The 17,154-nt window shown below is 41.6% G+C and carries 15 protein-coding genes and 1 pseudogene; 9 read left to right on the top strand and 7 right to left on the bottom strand.

Translation table 11 applies throughout. From position 1 onward, the window contains the following. The 3 genes and pseudogenes from ACS8FA_RS25835 to ACS8FA_RS25845 form a co-directional block, all read left to right on the top strand. Positions 1 to 384, top strand: a pseudogene (locus tag ACS8FA_RS25835) (transposase family protein); the annotation flags it as partial. A 461-nt stretch (positions 385 to 845) separates the two neighbouring features. After that, the gene (locus ACS8FA_RS25840; protein ID WP_075103765.1) at positions 846 to 1,151 is read left to right on the top strand and encodes an IS630 transposase-related protein; all 306 of its coding nucleotides are present in this window, start codon (positions 846 to 848) and stop codon (positions 1,149 to 1,151) included. Continuing rightward, positions 1,126 to 1,689, top strand: a complete 564-nt coding sequence (locus ACS8FA_RS25845) for a transposase (RefSeq protein ID WP_520934442.1) — start codon at positions 1,126 to 1,128, stop codon at positions 1,687 to 1,689. The genes ACS8FA_RS25840 and ACS8FA_RS25845 overlap by 26 nt, the downstream gene beginning before the upstream one ends. 536 nt (positions 1,690 to 2,225) lie before the next feature. Here the strand turns inward: ACS8FA_RS25845 and ACS8FA_RS25850 are convergent. The 3 genes from ACS8FA_RS25850 to ACS8FA_RS25860 form a co-directional block, all read right to left on the bottom strand. After that, positions 2,226 to 2,837 (bottom strand): single-stranded DNA-binding protein, encoded by a 612-nt coding sequence (locus ACS8FA_RS25850; protein WP_439267434.1) that lies wholly within the window; start codon positions 2,835 to 2,837, stop codon positions 2,226 to 2,228. Between the two features lie 317 nt (positions 2,838 to 3,154). Further along, positions 3,155 to 3,766: a DUF3833 domain-containing protein gene (locus ACS8FA_RS25855; protein WP_439267436.1), complete on the bottom strand. Its 612-nt coding sequence runs from the start codon at positions 3,764 to 3,766 to the stop codon at positions 3,155 to 3,157. A gap of 128 nt (positions 3,767 to 3,894) precedes the next feature. Beyond that, positions 3,895 to 5,259, bottom strand: a complete 1,365-nt coding sequence (locus tag ACS8FA_RS25860; protein WP_439267438.1) for an MFS transporter — start codon at positions 5,257 to 5,259, stop codon at positions 3,895 to 3,897. 701 nt (positions 5,260 to 5,960) lie between these two features. Here ACS8FA_RS25860 and uvrA point away from each other — a divergent pair. After that, the gene (gene uvrA, locus ACS8FA_RS25865) at positions 5,961 to 8,867 is read left to right on the top strand and encodes an excinuclease ABC subunit UvrA (protein ID WP_439267440.1); all 2,907 of its coding nucleotides are present in this window, start codon (positions 5,961 to 5,963) and stop codon (positions 8,865 to 8,867) included. Positions 8,868 to 9,179: 312 nt separating this feature from the next. Continuing rightward, positions 9,180 to 9,455, top strand: a complete 276-nt coding sequence (locus tag ACS8FA_RS25870; RefSeq protein WP_439267442.1) for a hypothetical protein — start codon at positions 9,180 to 9,182, stop codon at positions 9,453 to 9,455. Between the two features lie 92 nt (positions 9,456 to 9,547). On the opposite strand, the gene ACS8FA_RS25875 is transcribed toward ACS8FA_RS25870, so the two are convergent. After that, positions 9,548 to 10,066, bottom strand: a complete 519-nt coding sequence (locus tag ACS8FA_RS25875; protein WP_439267444.1) for a hypothetical protein — start codon at positions 10,064 to 10,066, stop codon at positions 9,548 to 9,550. A 66-nt stretch (positions 10,067 to 10,132) separates the two neighbouring features. Here ACS8FA_RS25875 and ACS8FA_RS25880 point away from each other — a divergent pair, with 66 nt between their 5' ends. Continuing rightward, positions 10,133 to 11,347, top strand: coding sequence for an IS256 family transposase (locus ACS8FA_RS25880; RefSeq protein ID WP_522902002.1), 1,215 nt, complete (start codon positions 10,133 to 10,135; stop codon positions 11,345 to 11,347). On the opposite strand, the gene ACS8FA_RS25885 is transcribed toward ACS8FA_RS25880, so the two are convergent. Together ACS8FA_RS25885 and ACS8FA_RS25890 are read right to left on the bottom strand one after the other, a co-directional pair. Beyond that, positions 11,344 to 12,597, bottom strand: a complete 1,254-nt coding sequence (locus tag ACS8FA_RS25885) for an NACHT domain-containing protein (protein ID WP_439266995.1) — start codon at positions 12,595 to 12,597, stop codon at positions 11,344 to 11,346. The genes ACS8FA_RS25880 and ACS8FA_RS25885 overlap by 4 nt on opposite strands. A 114-nt stretch (positions 12,598 to 12,711) precedes the next feature. After that, a complete protein-coding gene (locus ACS8FA_RS25890; RefSeq protein ID WP_439266993.1) occupies positions 12,712 to 12,993 on the bottom strand; it encodes a DUF503 domain-containing protein in 282 nt (93 codons plus the stop codon). Between the two features lie 129 nt (positions 12,994 to 13,122). Here ACS8FA_RS25890 and ACS8FA_RS25895 point away from each other — a divergent pair, with 129 nt between their 5' ends. The 3 genes from ACS8FA_RS25895 to gorA all read left to right on the top strand — a co-directional run bounded on the left by ACS8FA_RS25895 (position 13,123) and on the right by gorA (position 15,904). Further along, on the top strand, positions 13,123 to 13,911 hold the full coding sequence (locus ACS8FA_RS25895; protein WP_102090334.1) for a threonine/serine exporter family protein: 789 nt from the start codon (positions 13,123 to 13,125) through the stop codon (positions 13,909 to 13,911). A gap of 1 nt (position 13,912) precedes the next feature. Continuing rightward, entirely contained in the window at positions 13,913 to 14,365 is a 453-nt protein-coding gene (locus tag ACS8FA_RS25900) for a threonine/serine exporter family protein (RefSeq protein WP_101205820.1), read from the top strand. Positions 14,366 to 14,539: 174 nt separating this feature from the next. Beyond that, complete coding sequence (gorA, locus tag ACS8FA_RS25905; protein WP_439266991.1) at positions 14,540 to 15,904, top strand: glutathione-disulfide reductase; 1,365 nt, start codon at positions 14,540 to 14,542, stop codon at positions 15,902 to 15,904. Positions 15,905 to 16,033: 129 nt separating this feature from the next. On the opposite strand, the gene ACS8FA_RS25910 is transcribed toward gorA, so the two are convergent. Next, entirely contained in the window at positions 16,034 to 17,113 is a 1,080-nt protein-coding gene (locus ACS8FA_RS25910; RefSeq protein ID WP_165596869.1) for an XAC2610-related protein, read from the bottom strand. Positions 17,114 to 17,154 lie beyond the last annotated feature (41 nt).

Here is a 17,154-nt window from a genome sequence, read left to right on the forward strand (position 1 = left end):
GTTATCGTTCATTGGCAAACTGGTTTGATACTTGATGTGCAAACCTGTAAAGGGTCAATCCACGATTTTAAGCTGTATAAAGATACTTGTCCTGATTGGTTGCCTGAGAATACTAACTATCTAGCAGACAGTGGTTATCAGGGCATAGCAAATCTACATAAGCAAACCTTCACACCATTTAAGAAACCTCGTGGTGGTCAGTTATTGGAGATATGCAAACAGGCCAATCACTATCTGGCAAAGTTCCGTATTGTGGTTGAACACAAAATAGGCTTAATAAAGTTGTTTAAAATCGTGGCTCATAAATATCGCAACCGTCGTCAGCGCTATGATCTTAGAATGAAGCTGTTTGCTGGTATCATTAATTCCGAGCTTAACCTATGACTTTTGCAAGAGGTCTAGTATTCAATTTCTAATGGCATCTCGAACAATCCATTATAAATAGAAGATACATAGCAACAGATGCTCATTGTATCCATTTTAAATAAAATTAGTTTTAGATAAATCTAAACACACAAGTCATCATTCTTTATATATTGCTATTATAGCTTTGAAAGCATTTTCTAATAATAAAACAAAATTCTAGTACTTTGACTAGTGCTAGAATTTCACAACAATATTTGGACAAGAGTCTACTGTTAAAATAATAGAGTAATAAGCCAATGCACTATACTCTCAAATACTGCTAATCTTGAGGGATAGTTTTGCATTAGCTCTGTAACTTGCTATGTCGTTCCTATGGTGTTTTCTAAAGAAGTTAACCATTTCATATAAAGATCTATAGTCACCTGACCACAAAAATGTTATAAAATAAATCAACTAAACGATTACCACAATAAATAACCATGACTTACTCCCTAGATTATCGCAAACAAGTCTTAAAAAGCTTAGATGAGGGCATGACCTTTGCTGAAGCTGCTGTTTTCTATGATATCAGTCCAACGACTATCCAGAAGTGGAAAAAGCGTCTTCATAGTAAAACCACTCGATATATTAAGCCCTACAAAATAGAGGATGAAGCCTTAGCTCAAGATGTCAAAGACCACCCTGACGATTATCACTATGAGCGAGCACAGCGTTTTGATTGTAGCCCAACAGGCATCAGTAAAGCCTTAAAGCGTATTGGTGTTAGCAAAAAAAAAGACACTTGAGCATCCCAAAGCCTGTCCTGTGAAAAGAGCGACTTATCTAGCCAAGCTTAACCACTACATTGCTCAAGGCTTTGCTATTGTCTATATGGACGAAAGTGGGTTTGAGAGTGAAACGATGCGTCCTTGTGGTTATGCACCCATTGGTAGCCCCTGCATTGGCAGTTACAATTGGCAAGCCAAAGATCGAACCAACGTCATTGGTGCACTATATGGCAAAATGCTGTTTGCACTCAATTGCTTAAAGACCAACATTAATAAAAAGATTTTCTATCACTGGTGCAAGTTCACGCTGATACCAAAGCTTAAGAGAAAATGTGTAATCGTTATGGATAATGCAGCCTTTCATAAGCGCGTTCAAAAGCTGCTTAACAGGCATGGTCACAGGCTATTATTCTTACCTCCTTATAGTCCTGACTTAAATCCCATCGAGAAAAAGTGGGCTCAAGTGAAGTTTTTACGCCAAGGTTGGATGGAAAATGACTTATCTAAATTGTTTTATGATATTCATCCAAAACATAACTCTTTTGTAGTGCAGTGACTATATTATCCAAATAGCTTTCGATTTATTAATAAGAAACAAGTAAAACCTTGGCTATTATTATCGAAATTTATTTTATTTATGGGCAATCAACATATATTAACCATATGCCATATAAAGTTAGTATAGCAATTTTTAAAACCAAACGTCACTAATCATAATTATTTTTTGGTATAAACGGTCAATATAGAGTATAGAAGGTAGTAGGCATACTAGATAATGTGAAAACCAATAGTATTAAACCAATACTAAATAAACTTAAGTTTAATCGTTTACAGATTAAGAGCATAATAAATAAATTAAAAACATTTTTAATAAAATTTTAGTTTAGCTATGTTAAAAAGCATCAACTGAATTATATTTCTGGATATAGTTAATCCTCTATAAAAGAGCTACAGCGTTAACCTCGCTTGAAGTATGACATATACACTGCACTCAGTTGCCTTGTATCTCTTTTAAAATGAATCAACTATAGCAAGCATTAAAAAAACCCTGCAGTTGCAGGGCTTTTTTAACATTACTTAATCATGTATTCCTCAAAAAGGAATATCATCATCTACAGGGCCATCTGGCATTGCTGTAGGCTTAGATTGTGCAGGTTTCTGTGCTGGCTGATTGAACTGGTTTTGCTGAGCAGGCGCTTGATTGTTAAAACTGTTCTGACCACCACTCGGTTGATTGTTGTAACCACCTTGTTGTGCGGGCTGATTATTTGCTTGCTGACCAAAGTTGTTTTGACCATTTTGATTGTCATAACCCTGATTTGAGCCACCTTGATAACCACCGTTATTGCCTTGTCCCTGACCACCGCCAGTTTGGCCATCGAGCATTTGCATTTGCTCAGCGCGAATCTCAGTGATATAACGGTCTTGACCACTTTGGTCTTGGTATTTACGTGTACGCAAACTACCTTCGATATAGACTTTGCTGCCTTTACGCAGGTATTGCGCTGCGATTTCACCTAGACGGTTAAAAAGTGCGATACGATGCCACTCTGTCGCTTCTCTTTTTTCGCCGCTTTGTTTGTCTGTCCACTGCTCTGATGTCGCAACCGAGATATTGGTTACGCTACCGCCATTGCTGAATTGGCGTGCCTCAGGATCTGCTCCGAGGTTACCGATGATGATAACTTTATTGACTCCGCGCATGATACTGTCCTTTTACTTATGAATAATTTAATAAACTGTTTTAATCGTTATCTGATAGCATCATTTGACACTATCAATTATATAATTTTACTTTAACCAATTTTTATCGAAATATCTATAGGCTACCTATGGTGCACGTCAGTCTATGTCGCTTAGATACTCTATCTTGATATACTAGTCGATATTATAGAGTCCAATAAATAACAGGTAATAGATAAATATGCTGCTATTTTGCCATTTTAAGACGCTAAAGAACACCGTCTACCTTTATCGATATTGAATAGCACCTTACTTATTATCAAGTGATTTAGAGATTTCTAGTTATCATCAGAAGGCTTGCGGTGCATGCTCAACGTCACGCTACCCAGCTCTACGCCAAATTTTTTCATCACTGAGCGATTGAGCATGACATCCTCATTGATAAGATACATCCAATCATCGAACGTTACTTTGTAGGTTTTGTCCTCGACAGGTAACTCTAATAAGTAATTCCAGTGCAACGTATTGCCAACCACTTGCCCTGTTGCCTCGCCAATAATATCACCTGCCACACCTCTCCAGCTGCCATCTGTCTGCTCAGTCAGACGCCATATACGCTGCGATTTCGTGCCATCTGCCCACGAGAACTTCTCGTTTAGGACAATGACATCATCTCCCTCATGGGTTGCATCAATGTCGACATAAAAGCGTTTTTTGACCTCACCATTTCGACCTTGGAACATACCCCAACCATCAATTTGACCCGAAAAAAACTCATGCATGTCGAGCGTTGGTGTGGTGTTCTGATACGCCTGAATATTTTGCGTAGCGCAACCAGAGGTCAGCAGTATGGCTGATAAACCAAGACCTACTGTTAACTTAGCTATTGAGCGATGCGTTTTCTTTCTACCTTCGATGACACTACCAGACAGCATCTTAAATTTACTCATATTAATTCCTTTTAAATAGAGATAAGTAGTTAGTTTCCACTGATTGATACTGATGGTTTATGAGATTGCTGTCTGTGCAATTTTTGCTATTTGGCTTTATTTCATATACAACTACTAGTACAAAACTATTATATATCTAGCGGACTCTGCGCCAAACTCGATAGCTGCTGACGTGAATCATCCGTCAACTGTGTCTTATCTAACTTTAAATAGGCGACTTGCTCTTTTGCCATGACGACCAACTCATCAACGCCATCTACTGCCAGCATTTGTCGTGACCAGTCTTGAATATTGATGTCTCTGGGAATAGTAACCGTCGTGCTCGATAGATAAGGTGGCTGAGAAATGGGAATGATGATAAGCAATGCGGCACCCATAATAATAGCCAATATGCCCCACGCCAACAAATTAGGCTGGCTTAATAACAGACCACCCATTGCCCCGCCTACAAATGCACCAAAGAACTGACTAGAAGAGTTAAGCCCCATCGCGGTCGCTTTATTGGCGACTGGTGCACGCTTAGATATCCACGAAGGAATCGTCGCCTCAAGCAAATTAAAGCCCATAAAGTACAGCAGCAAGCCCAATATAATACCAATACCGACCTGACTACCAAGCGCGAGTATGGCTAAAGCGGCGGTCATCAATGCAATTGCACCCAAAAACACCTGACGCATTTTACGTTTTTTTTCGGCGATGATAATAAACGGTATCGCAATGGCGAAACCAATAAACAATAGTGGCAAATACACCATGCCTTGCTGACGTACTGACAAGCCAAGTACGTCACTGAGCTGGTGCGGCAATATCACAAATATCGCCGTCATCGTCAGATGTAGCGCAAAGATACCGATATGTAAGCGGTTAAGATCGCCAATCTTAAGGACAGTAGCCAACTGTTGACCGATGGTCTTATTATCCAGATTGTGCTTGAGCACGCGCATAGGCGTCGGTACTACCACCAATAGCAGCATCGCCAATATAGCAAATCCTGAAGTTAGCCAAAACAGCCCAGAGATGCCGAGCGATCCGACTAATAGCGGACCAAAGGCAAACGCAAGCATAATAGAGGTCGCAATCGTCAGCCCCATCGTGGCCATCGCTTTGGTACGCATTTCCTCACGAGTCACATCAGCCAGTAACGCCATAAGCACAGCAGAGACCGCTCCACTACCCGCCAGCGCCCGACCAATGATCACTTCATAAATATCCGTCGCATTTGCGGCAATCATGCCGCCGACCGCGAATAGTATCAATCCCAGAAAGATAATAGGCTTACGCGGGAACTTATCAGCAGCCAAACTCATCGGTATCTGAAAAATAGCCTGCCCTAAGCCATAAATACCAACGGCCAAACCAATCAAAAACGGCGTCGCGTGTGCATAATTGTCACCATAAACAGAAAATACCGGCACAATCATAAACAAGCCAATCATACGTAAGGCAAAGATGCCACCGACTCCGAGGATTGCCCGTTTCTCTACGCTATTCATACTTGCCTCACTGGTTGATCATTGCTGGTTGCTCATTGCTATCTTTCACGACTAACACTGCGCCATACCATGATTTATCACTACTGGTTTATCAAGGCATTGGCCTATAAATCAAGCCCCCTAGTATAAGACATTCGCCGTTTGGTTGCCGAGACTTTTGTCTTACTGGTGCAGTAACGTATGCGCTCTCAACCCAAGCCATTCATATTACGAGATTATTTTGTTACCAAGTGCATCAGATGCACAGTGACACCTTGAATAATGCTGTCACCATGACAATAAAGTAAAACGTTGTCAGCATAATTAACGGCTAACTCACCATATCTACGTAACGACGAACGCTTCTATAAAATGACATTTTTGGTCAAAACCATAACAAACGATGCCTGTTACTTAACACTGATTTGATTTAGATTTGCTTAGTCCTATAACAAATAGTGGTAGGAGCGACAAGCAACATAAAGCCAAACAATAATAGAAAATGAATAACTAGGCTGGCTTAACTTTTACTTTATCAATGTATGTACCCCTTATAACGGCACTCTTAATAACGACATTATTTATAACGATACCTTTTATAACAACACTACTTATAACAACATCGAAAATTTAGAATTATTCACCTTTTAACTGATCTGTATTTACTTTTTAGCTTGAGATATCTCCCAATCCCCTTTTAGCAAATAGGAAACCTGTAACCGATGGCACATGACCATATCGCAATACGCGGCGCACGTACTCATAATTTAAAAAACATCGATTTAGACATTCCACGAGATAAATTCGTGGTAATCACTGGCCTATCTGGCTCTGGTAAATCTTCATTGGCATTTGACACGCTATATGCCGAAGGGCAACGTCGTTATGTCGAAAGCTTATCGGCATACGCGCGTCAGTTCCTCTCGCAAATGGAGAAACCTGATGTCGATAGCATCGAGGGTCTATCCCCTGCGATTGCTATCGAGCAAAAATCAACCAACCATAACCCACGCTCGACCGTCGGTACGATTACCGAAATTTATGACTATCTGCGCCTGCTATATGCACGCATCGGTACGCCATATTGCCCTGAGCACGGTGAGCCAATGGTCGCGCAGTCGGTCACTGAGATGGTCGATCAGGTCATGGCCTTGCCAGATGATACTAAGATTATGATTTTGGCACCAGTCATTCGTGAGCGTAAAGGTGAGCACACTGTATTGCTCGAGCAGCTCATCGGTCAAGGCTTTGTTCGTGTGCGTGTCGATGGCGATGTCTATGACACTGATGAGCTACCGACACTGGATAAGAAGAAAAAACATACCATCGAAGTTGTAGTCGATCGTTTCAAAGTCCGTGACGACTTGGGCAACCGTGTCGCTGAGAGCTTAGAGACGGCGTTACGTTTGGGTCAAGGACTGGTCACGCTGCACTTTATGGATGGTAATCCAAAAGAAGGCGGTGACCAAAACCAAGTGATGTCAGCCAAGCATTCATGCCCTGTTTGTGATCGTGCAGTGCCTGAGCTTGAACCACGTATGTTCAGTTTTAACAATCCCTATGGTGCATGCCCAAGCTGTGATGGTCTTGGTAAACGTCAATATTTCGCCGCTGAAAAATTGATTACCCATCATGAGAAGTCACTTAACCAAGGCGCAATCAATGGTTGGGACAAGCGTCATGCGTACTATTTTGGCTTGCTTAGCACGGTCTGTAAGCATTTCAAAATTGACATGGATGCACCGTGGCAGGACCTGTCAAAAGAGCAGCAAGACCTAATCATGCATGGTTCTGGTAAAGAAAAGCTGACCTTTAACTTTACCGATGAGCGCGGTCGCAAAACGAATAAGACTGTACCATTTGAAGGCGTGCTTCCCTACCTAGAGCGTCGTTATGCCAAGACGCAAAGTAACCTTGTCCGTGACGAGTTAGCTAAATATCTGGCTGATACCACTTGTAACGTTTGTGATGGTGCACGTCTGAATGAAATCTCACGCAATGTCCGTGTTGATGATCAGACCATTGCAGAAATCGTTAAGCTATCTATCGGTGATGCGGCTGACTATTATAAAACGCTAAAGATTGGCGGTCATAAAGGTGAAGTCGCAGAAAAAATCTTTAAAGAGATTAATGAGCGCTTAAACTTCCTCGTCAGCGTTGGACTGGACTATCTAACACTTGCTCGCTCTGCTGAGACATTATCGGGCGGTGAAGCACAGCGTATTCGTCTAGCCAGCCAAATCGGTGCAGGTCTGATGGGTGTCATGTACGTACTTGATGAGCCGTCAATCGGTCTGCATCAGCGTGACAATGATCGTCTGCTAAAAACCCTAACGCGCTTGCGTGACTTGGGTAATACGGTACTGGTCGTTGAGCATGATGAAGATGCGATTCGCCAAGCAGATCACGTCATCGATATCGGCATCGGTGCAGGCGTACATGGCGGTCATATTATCGCCCAAGGTACGGTCGATGATATCATGGCAAACAAGGAATCGCTGACTGGACAATATATGTCTGGTAAGAAGAAAATCGAGATTCCGACTGTTCGTCATAAAGCCAAAACTATCGATGTGGAAGTCAAAGGTAAAGCTAAAGCCAAAAAAGTACCGATGACCATCGAGCTAAAAGGCGCGTCAGGCAATAACCTGCACGATGTGGATTTGACCATTCCTGTTGGCATCATGACTTGTGTGACGGGTGTCTCAGGTTCGGGTAAATCAACCTTGATTAACCGTACCCTTATGCCATTGGCAGCGACTCAGTTGAATAATGCCTCAACGCTGATTGCCGATAAGTTTGAAAGCATTAGCGGTCTTGAGCATTTAGACAAAATGGTCGACATCGATCAAAGCCCAATCGGTCGTACGCCGCGCTCCAACCCAGCGACTTATACTGGCGTGTTTACCCCTGTGCGTGAGATGTTTGCCCAGACCCAAGAAGCGCGTGCTCGTGGCTATAAGCCTGGTCGCTTTAGTTTCAACGTGAAAGGCGGACGCTGTGAGATGTGCCAAGGTGATGGTCTTATCAAAGTTGAGATGCATTTCTTACCAGATATGTATGTGCCATGTGATACCTGTGAAGGCAAACGCTACAACCGCGAGACGCTAGAGATTCACTATAAAGGCAAAACCATCGCTGATGTGCTCGATATGACTGTTGAAGATGCCGTTGAGTTCTTCTCAGCGATACCAGCCATCTATCGTCGCCTGCAAGCATTGATGGATGTTGGTCTGAGCTATATTCGCTTGGGTCAGTCTGCGCCAACACTATCAGGTGGTGAGGCGCAGCGTGTCAAACTGGCTCGTGAGCTTGCCAAACGTGATACGGGACAGACGCTCTATATCTTGGATGAGCCAACCACTGGTTTGCATTTCCATGATATCGATAAGCTGCTCAATATCCTGCATGCCCTACGCGATAAAGGTAACACCATTGTCGTCATCGAGCATAACTTAGATGTTATCAAAACGGCGGATTGGGTGATTGATCTAGGCCCTGAAGGCGGTAAAGGTGGTGGTGTGATCATCGCTGAAGGTACACCTGAGGAAGTGGCTGAAGTCAAAGAATCCTACACGGGTATATTCTTAAAGCCGATGCTTGAGCAAGGTATGAAAGAAGTCAGCTAATACCGTTAGTCATGATTGATAAAAGGTCACTCTTTATAGGGTGGCCTTTTTTATTGGTTGGTATAAGGCAAAGCGCAAACTATAAGCTATGAATGAAAATTGATATATAAACTAAGACTTAAGTTACTTCACTACGTTACCTTTCTTAATATTTATTAAAGATACTTAAAAGTTAAATGTATTAATATTTAAATGATTAGATATGACGCGTAAACGCATACGATATAGAAACAACTGGTTAATAACGATATAGCCAACACAAATTGACGCTACCCACTCTTGTACGACCCCTAAAACTCTTAAGGACTTCTTATGAAAAAATTACTATTTATTGTCTTAGCATCTACTGTTGGCGTTAGCGCCTGTGCATCAAGCGGCACATCAAATGGCGTAAGCGATCGTAACCATCAAAGACCTGCGATGTCAGCGGATATGAAGCAAGCTATGGATGATTGTGCTCAACGAGCTGGCGTGAAAATGACTAAAGAAAGTCGTCCAAGTAAAAGTGATATGAAGAAGCTAGAAGCCTGTATGACTGCAAAAGGGTATAAAAAACCTGAAGGACATGGTCAAGGCCGTCCGCAATAACTAGCATTTTTTAGATGACTGATGATGAAAGGCTACTCTTTAGGGAGTGGCCTTTTTTGTTGGGTGAAATTTTAGCTTCGAATTGTCGTATTTTATCTACTTAGATATTTCCTGTACTTTTTGGAATCTTTTTTATCAATAAAGCTTAGAATCTCTCCTCTACGCTCTAATACTTTTCGTTCAAACAAGTGTAGCGTAGTCCGTAGTTCGCTATACTTTTCTGGAGTAAAAAGTGATTGAATGGATTTACCGTTCTCTGGTTCAATATTCGTAGTACTTAGCATACCAGCGCCAAATTCAGATGCTGCGTTGAGGACTGTAGGAAGTAGTTTCACTATTAAGATATCAAAATAGTTGAAAGGATATTCATAATAAATCTCAAAGTAGAATTGAATGTGAATACCGTGTTCCTCAGTTGAGTTATGGAAAAAATACTTTATAAGTTGATTTTCAGACTCATCAAAAGAAAAATAGTTGATATATAAGTCGAATACCGGTAAAGCTAAATACTTATAGAAATAGTAGGTATCCATACTTTCAAGAAATTTCAATATATTACGTTTACCATCTACAAATTCATAGCTACAATCATTATAGAATTCAATTTTCATTTCAGGCTGGGGGAGTTTCCTAAAAACTGTGTAACTGCTTATAATCCATTAACAGGAGAATAAGCAATGACTACTCAATCTGACATTAAAAAACTGGCCGAGCAAATGGCTGGTAGCATGAAAAGCTTTGATGACATCAAAGACTTCCAAAAGCAGCTCATGCAATCCTTTATCGATACTGCCTTAGAGGCTGAGATGGAAGACCATCTCGGCTACCCCAAGCATGAGAAAGCAGATAAACCAAACAAGCGCAACGGACACACTAAAAAGACCGTCCGCAGTGACACAGGCGATCTTGAAATCTCTACCCCAAGAGACCGTGATAGCAGCTTTGAGCCTGTACTCGTTAGTAAGCATCAAACCCGTATCTCAGGTCTCGATGATAAAATCATATTCCTTTACGCCAAGGGTCAAACCACCACCGAGATTGTAGAGAGCATTAAAGAGCTCTATGACGTCGACATCTCAAGCTCTCTTGTCTCAAGAGTCACTGACAATATATTAGAGGACATCACCGCTTGGCAGAACCGGCCGCTGAGCAGTGTTTATCCTATCGTCTATTTGGACTGCATCGTCGTGAAGATACGTCAAGACAAGCAGATCATCAACAAAGCCATTTACCTAGCCCTAGACATCAATCTTAGCGGTAAGAAAGAGCTGCTTGGTATGTGGCTCTCAGAGAATGAAGGCGCTAAGTTCTGGCTAGGTGTTCTTACCGAGCTTCAAAACCGTGGCGTACAAGACATCTTAATCGCTTGTGTTGACGGTCTAAAGGGCTTCCCTGATGCCATTAACACCGTTTATCCCAACGCTCAGGTCCAGCTGTGTATCGTACATATGGTGCGCTATTCAATGAAGTTTGTGCCGTGGACGGATAAAAAGGCCGTAGCGGCTGATTTAAAGGCCATCTACGGCGCTGATACGCTTGAGATAGCTGAGGCTAATCTTGAGCACTTTGATGAGGTGTGGGGTGATAAGTATCCGCATGTGGTTAAGTCTTGGCGCAATAACTGGGAGGGCCTAACAGTGTTCTTTGAGTACCCTAAAGACATCAGAAAAGTCATATACACTACCAATGCTATTGAGTCACTGAACAGTGTGATTCGGACAGCGGTGAATAAGCGTAAGGTGTTCCCATCTGATCACGCAGCTTTCAAGGTAGTCTATCTAGCAACCCAGCAGGCATCCAAAAAGTGGTCGATGCCAATCCGTAACTGGACGTCTGCTCTTAATCGCTTTATGATTATGTTTGATGATCGCATCAGCAGGCATTTAATCTAAATGGCAGTTACACAGAATCTGGGATGGTCTCCAGGCTGGTTGTGTATAAATGAGGCATAGTAAAATTCTTGAATACTTTTGTGTATGAAGGTGTAATCAAGACCATCTTTCAAAATCAAACAAACATTTTTAGATAGGTCGTATAAAACCATCCTAGGATTCTCGCGAATGTTTTGGTTGTTAAGACATTCTTTTATTACTTCAATAGCTTTACTATCATCGAATACTAGGATATCCATACTAAAAGTGATAAAACAAAATTCCTCAAAAACTTCCTGTAATTCTAATTCATTCAATCCGCTATTCGATTCTCGTTTAAACCCTGGCTTTGTTTTATCATGACGAGATATCAAAATTGTGAATAAATTTTTGTAGAATTCATGCTGATTAGTTGGTATTTCTAGACTTCCTCTATAATTCATTACAAAGAGTGTAACCATTAAAGGAGTCTGTAATAACTCCTGGATTTCCATATTGCTATCTTTAATAGCTTGTTTTAGCAATGAATTACTTTCACGTTCTTCAACTAACTTATCGATTAGTAGGCTTTGCTCGTAAAATCGGTATTCAGATAATTTAAATACCTTTAAGTAGTTGGAATGCTGTATATCTGCTTCGGGTCTTGAGCTAATGATAAGTTGCATTTTTGGATAACGCTCACACCACCCTTCAATTTCATTAAGTAGCTTTCTTACTTTGTTATGAGGTACTTCATCAAAACCATCTAAAAATAGTACCAAACTACCTGTCTTAGCAGCCCTGTCAAAATCTGTTATTTCAAACTCAGTTATCCAGTTATTAATTTGCTTACTTAAGGCATTAGTTAAAGTATCATTTTCATCCAAACGACGAAGCTCATAAAACAGTGGAATACGTTGCCCTTGATTCGCCTCTTGGACTGTCAAATAACGCATAAAAATAGATTTGCCTTGTCCTACCGTTCCTTCGAGAACAATAGATTTATCGCTTATATCAGTTACAAAATTGACAGAAGTATTTATACCTTCAACTCTAGTAGGTACGTAAAATCCTTGCAAATCAATACTATCGTCGCCTTTATAGATAGTTTTGACTTTAGTAACCTTGATAATTTTATCTGACAGATTATTAAGTGCTTTATCTAATTTATGTTCATCGTATTTATTTTTGCCTTTTTCAAATAGCCAACCGAACGCTTTCTTTGCTGGTTCCTTTAGTTCATCTGCTAACTTCATTCCAGCTATACCTGCAACCGCTCCAGTTAACAACATAAGTTAAATCCTATTACGTTCATTTGCTTCAATATAGATATAAAATTATAGCATGTAGGTTGTTTGAAGCTTACAACACTTATTTAAATATCAAGCAAATGTTAGCTTTAAGCCCTAAATAAACTCCCTCTCAACATTCATTACCCTTGCATCCACCGTACGTTCTAGCTTTTCCTCAATTTGACTGCACTGCGACTCGACCTCTCGTTTGGACAGTCCAACGATCACAAACGTCCACTCGCTGGCGTCATGCCGATCACGCTCCCCGCTTTCACATACTGCGACACTTGGCGTATTGCCAAAGCGCGCGTGCAAGCCGCCCATACGGTGGCGTTTTTCTTTTAGCGAGCCACAACCGGGCAATGCAAACGTCAAAGTCAAAATAGCGATATGCATTTTATACTCCTTGCCAAAAATTATTATAATAGCAGCCAACATAATATTCGATAATGGCTGATATTGTCTGCGCGTCAGCACCTATACCCTTTATAATAGTGTATCAATACCAACCTGCGTATCTCACCCATGACCTCTATCAGCTACGTAAAGCAGCAGCGCATTACCCGACTATGTGTGCGCTGCGGATTACTCCTTATGCAGTATGGCGCTGAGTCTGCCGTGGTGGTGGATTTATCCAAACGCTTGGGGCTTGCCTTGGGAATGAACAGCGTCGAATGTTCGCTGAACTTTAATGCCATTACCTTGACGACTATCTGTGACGAGCGCTGTATCACTACCACTAGAGATACGATCAATCAGAGCATCAACGTCAATCTGTTGGTACAAATCCAGCAAATCGTCAATAAAACCGAAGCCACTGTCGATCATAATGACTTGATTGACCGCACTACCCTTGCCTTTGATGAGTTGGATAAGACCGTATACCCAACCTGGCTAGTCAGTCTGTTTGTTGGTGCCTCATGTGCGGCGTTTGCTTATCTGAATGGCGGTAGTTGGTCGATTACGGCAGTGACATTCATCGCTGGCATGGTGGCGATGTTTACTCGTATCTATTTGTCCAAGCACCACTTTAACCCTTTTATCACCGTCATTGTGACGGCTTTTATTGCATCCTTAATTGGCGCGACGACCTATTATTTTGATATTGGTAACAATGCGGATATCGCTGTTGCCTCTAGCGTACTGCTATTGGTGCCAAGCTTTCCTTTGATTAATTCTTTATCCGATATCTTAAAAGGCTATGTCAATATTGGCGTTGGGCGTGCGGTCTTTACCTATATGCTGACCTTATCTGCGTGCGTCGGTATCGTGATGGCGCTGGTTTTACTTCGCATACAGCATTGGGGGTTTTAAAATGTGGTTTATTAAAACCGTCATACTGTCTTGTATCATCACCCTTGGTTGGACGCTAATGTTTAGCGTACCCAAACGCTATATCTTGCCGTGTTTACTGATGACCGCATTTGGCTTTGGACTAAAGACAGCACTCGTTTATCAGCACATTCATATCGTGGTTGCCAGCTTTTTTGGCGCGATGCTTGCCAGCTTTTTGGGTGTGTACTTTTCTAAGAAATATACTCTGCCGCCCAAAGCGCTTATCTCGCCCAGTGTCATCTGTATGATGCCCGGTATCGCCGCTTATAAGGCGATGGTCAGTATGGTGCAGATTGGTTACTTTGGCTTTTCAGATGAGTTATTTAGCCAAATGATGGTGTATTTGTTTGAGGCACTATTTGTCACTTCAGGATTGGTACTTGGCTTGTCTATTCCGGGACTGTTATTTTATAGACGTCGTCCTATTGTATAAGTGGGTTTGAGCGGATTTAAATATCTAGATGTTGGGCTTTTCTTAACCAACCACCGTTTATAGTCAAGCGATTCAACATACGCTAACCATAAAAAACTTGCAAGATGGATGATAAGACCCATTACAGTAGAGTCGGAAACAGCACCAATAGCAACTTAATAAAGAGACCGTATTATGACCAAACATTATGACTATATCGCCATTGGCGGCGGTAGCGGCGGCATCGCCTCACTCAACCGTGCAGCCAACTATGGCAAAAAATGCGCCATTATCGAAGCCAACCAATTGGGCGGCACGTGTGTAAATTTGGGCTGTGTTCCCAAAAAAGTGATGTGGTATGGCGCGCAAGTGGCTGAAGCCATCCATAAATATGCGCCAGACTATGGTTTCGATGTTGAGTCAAAAGGTTTTGACTTTCAAAAACTGGTACAGAGCCGCCAACAATATATCGAAAACATTCACCGCGCTTACGACAATAACTTGGCAAAAAACGGCGTCGAAGTGATCAAAGGCTTTGCCAAATTTGTCGATACCAATACCGTAGAAGTAAATGGCGAGCTGATTACCGCTGATCACATTTTGATTGCTACGGGCGGTCATCCTATTCAGCCAGACCTTAAAGGTGCAGAATACGGCATCGACTCTGACGGCTTTTTTGCGTTGAATCACTTGCCAAAACGCGTGGCGATTGTAGGTGCTGGCTATATCGCTGTCGAGATCGCAGGCGTGTTAAACAGTCTGGGTGCCGATGTGCATTTGTATGTGCGCAAACACTCGCCACTACGTACGTTTGACCATACTATCGTAGAGACTTTGCTGATAGAAATGGAACAAGCTGGCATTAAATTACACACCAATACGGTGATCAGTGAAGTCAATAAAAATGACGATGACAGCCTGGATTTGACCACCAACGATGGCGGTGAAGACTGTATCGATACTGTCGATTGCTTGATATGGGCGATTGGTCGCGCGCCATCGACAGACGGTATCAATCTGCAAGTGACAGGGGTTGAGACGACTGAGACAGGTAAAATCAAAGTCGATAAATTCCAAAACACCAATGTCGATGGTATTTATGCAGTCGGTGATATCATCGAAAACAGCGTAGATTTAACGCCTGTAGCGATTGCCGCTGGTCGCCGCTTATCTGAGCGTTTGTTTAACAATAAGCCCAATGAGCACTTAGACTATACATTGATACCGACCGTAATTTTTACTCATCCGGCTATCGGTACGATTGGCCTGTCTGAAATCGACGCGGTGGAACGCTATGGTAAAGAAAATATCAAGTGTTATACCTCAAGCTTTACCGATATGTATAGCGCGGTCACTCAACATCGTCAAAAATGCACCATGAAGCTAGTATGCTTGGGCGATGACGAAAAAGTCATTGGCCTGCATGGCATTGGTTTTGGCGTCGATGAGATGATTCAGGGCTTTGCAGTCGCTATCAAAATGGGCGCGACTAAAGCAGACTTTGACAATACGGTTGCCATTCATCCAACTGGTTCAGAAGAGTTTGTGACGATGCGTTAATATGTGCGTTGATTTGATAATTTGATAGTCGTACTAAGCAATTTATTATAAAGGCTACTCTTGAAGGAGTCGCCTTTTTTGCTAGGTTTGAGGACTATATCTCGCTTTAACGAATTACTTCAATATTCTTTATTTTACTCTGACATTCTTAAACTGAACGACATTATCTAAACTGCCAAGCACGCTTTTAGGTTGCGGTTTTAACTGAACCGTATTATTAGGTAGTTTTACCGTGATGCCTTGATTATTAATTTTATAAAGTACAGGTCTGTTGGTGAAGCTCAGTGTTTTCTTTGTTTTATCATAGTCAAACTGTCCTTCATAAAGCAGCTCAATTCGGCCCTCCTCATCTGCAAAAGCATAATATAATTGCTCGCTGCCATCTTTATACTGACTATCGAGCACCATTTTTTTATCATTATCTACTGTCAGCATATAGATATAGGGAAATGGGTTTTCTGCTTGTTCGACATAAGGTGGTAGCATTTCATAGTTCTCGACCTTCATTTTGCCCTTGATCTTTTTGCTTTCAGTAATAGATAGCAGGCTTCTGTTATTCCACTCCTCCTCAATGATACGGACAACGACTGGTTCATCGTTGATCACCTTATACTCTGAAAACTGATGCCACGCAGCACCGCTTTTGGTCATAGTGTTCAAGGTTTCACTGTCTTTATCGATGCCAAAAAAACCACAGTATCCCTGTGCCAGATCCGTAAATCCATCACTATGAATGAAAGTATTATCCTTTTTTAGATAGACTTGGTAAGAAGGTCCACCATAACAGCCATTGCGTCCATCTCTTAGTGCTAAGTCCTTTTGATTATCAAAATTAAAGTCATCGTATATCAGTACGCTATGCTCGCCATAATACCTATTGGCAATATTAGCGCTAATTTTGTCGCTTAGTTGACGCTCTTTACTGTTGTCCAACTCATATTCAATATCGAGACTAGCAGGCTGACTAATCATGGTTTGCCCAGTTTTTGCATTGATAACCTTAATAATACTATTTGACTCGCCATCTTCATCCTCTGTTGGGATAATGATGGCAGAGTAATCGTCAGAAAACTCTTCAATTTGATAGTGCTGATTTGAAGCTTGAGCCGTAGCTGACAATGTTGACGTAAACACGAGGAAGCCACTTGCTATTGTCGTTGCTCTGAATGCTCTTTTAAACAAGACCTTAGATAGAATATTGCTAGACATTGCGTACTCCTTATTCGCTTATTTTTTATTATCATAGGCCT

The sequence above is a fragment of the Psychrobacter sp. 1Y1 genome (genome assembly GCF_051847395.2).
GTDB lineage: Bacteria > Pseudomonadota > Gammaproteobacteria > Pseudomonadales > Moraxellaceae > Psychrobacter.

Coding starts and splice junctions, on each gene's coding strand:
- ACS8FA_RS25895 (WP_102090334.1), top strand. CDS start 13,123: ATGACCTCTATCAGCTACGTAAAGCAGCAGCGCATTACCCGACTATGT.
- ACS8FA_RS25870 (WP_439267442.1), top strand. CDS start 9,180: ATGAAAAAATTACTATTTATTGTCTTAGCATCTACTGTTGGCGTTAGC.
- ACS8FA_RS25885 (WP_439266995.1), bottom strand. CDS start 12,597: ATGTTGTTAACTGGAGCGGTTGCAGGTATAGCTGGAATGAAGTTAGCA.
- ACS8FA_RS25900 (WP_101205820.1), top strand. CDS start 13,913: ATGTGGTTTATTAAAACCGTCATACTGTCTTGTATCATCACCCTTGGT.
- gorA (WP_439266991.1), top strand. CDS start 14,540: ATGACCAAACATTATGACTATATCGCCATTGGCGGCGGTAGCGGCGGC.
- ACS8FA_RS25875 (WP_439267444.1), bottom strand. CDS start 10,066: ATGAAAATTGAATTCTATAATGATTGTAGCTATGAATTTGTAGATGGT.
- ACS8FA_RS25860 (WP_439267438.1), bottom strand. CDS start 5,259: ATGAATAGCGTAGAGAAACGGGCAATCCTCGGAGTCGGTGGCATCTTT.
- uvrA (WP_439267440.1), top strand. CDS start 5,961: ATGGCACATGACCATATCGCAATACGCGGCGCACGTACTCATAATTTA.
- ACS8FA_RS25880 (WP_522902002.1), top strand. CDS start 10,133: ATGACTACTCAATCTGACATTAAAAAACTGGCCGAGCAAATGGCTGGT.
- ACS8FA_RS25850 (WP_439267434.1), bottom strand. CDS start 2,837: ATGCGCGGAGTCAATAAAGTTATCATCATCGGTAACCTCGGAGCAGAT.
- ACS8FA_RS25890 (WP_439266993.1), bottom strand. CDS start 12,993: ATGCATATCGCTATTTTGACTTTGACGTTTGCATTGCCCGGTTGTGGC.
- ACS8FA_RS25840 (WP_075103765.1), top strand. CDS start 846: ATGACTTACTCCCTAGATTATCGCAAACAAGTCTTAAAAAGCTTAGAT.
- ACS8FA_RS25910 (WP_165596869.1), bottom strand. CDS start 17,113: ATGTCTAGCAATATTCTATCTAAGGTCTTGTTTAAAAGAGCATTCAGA.
- ACS8FA_RS25855 (WP_439267436.1), bottom strand. CDS start 3,766: ATGAGTAAATTTAAGATGCTGTCTGGTAGTGTCATCGAAGGTAGAAAG.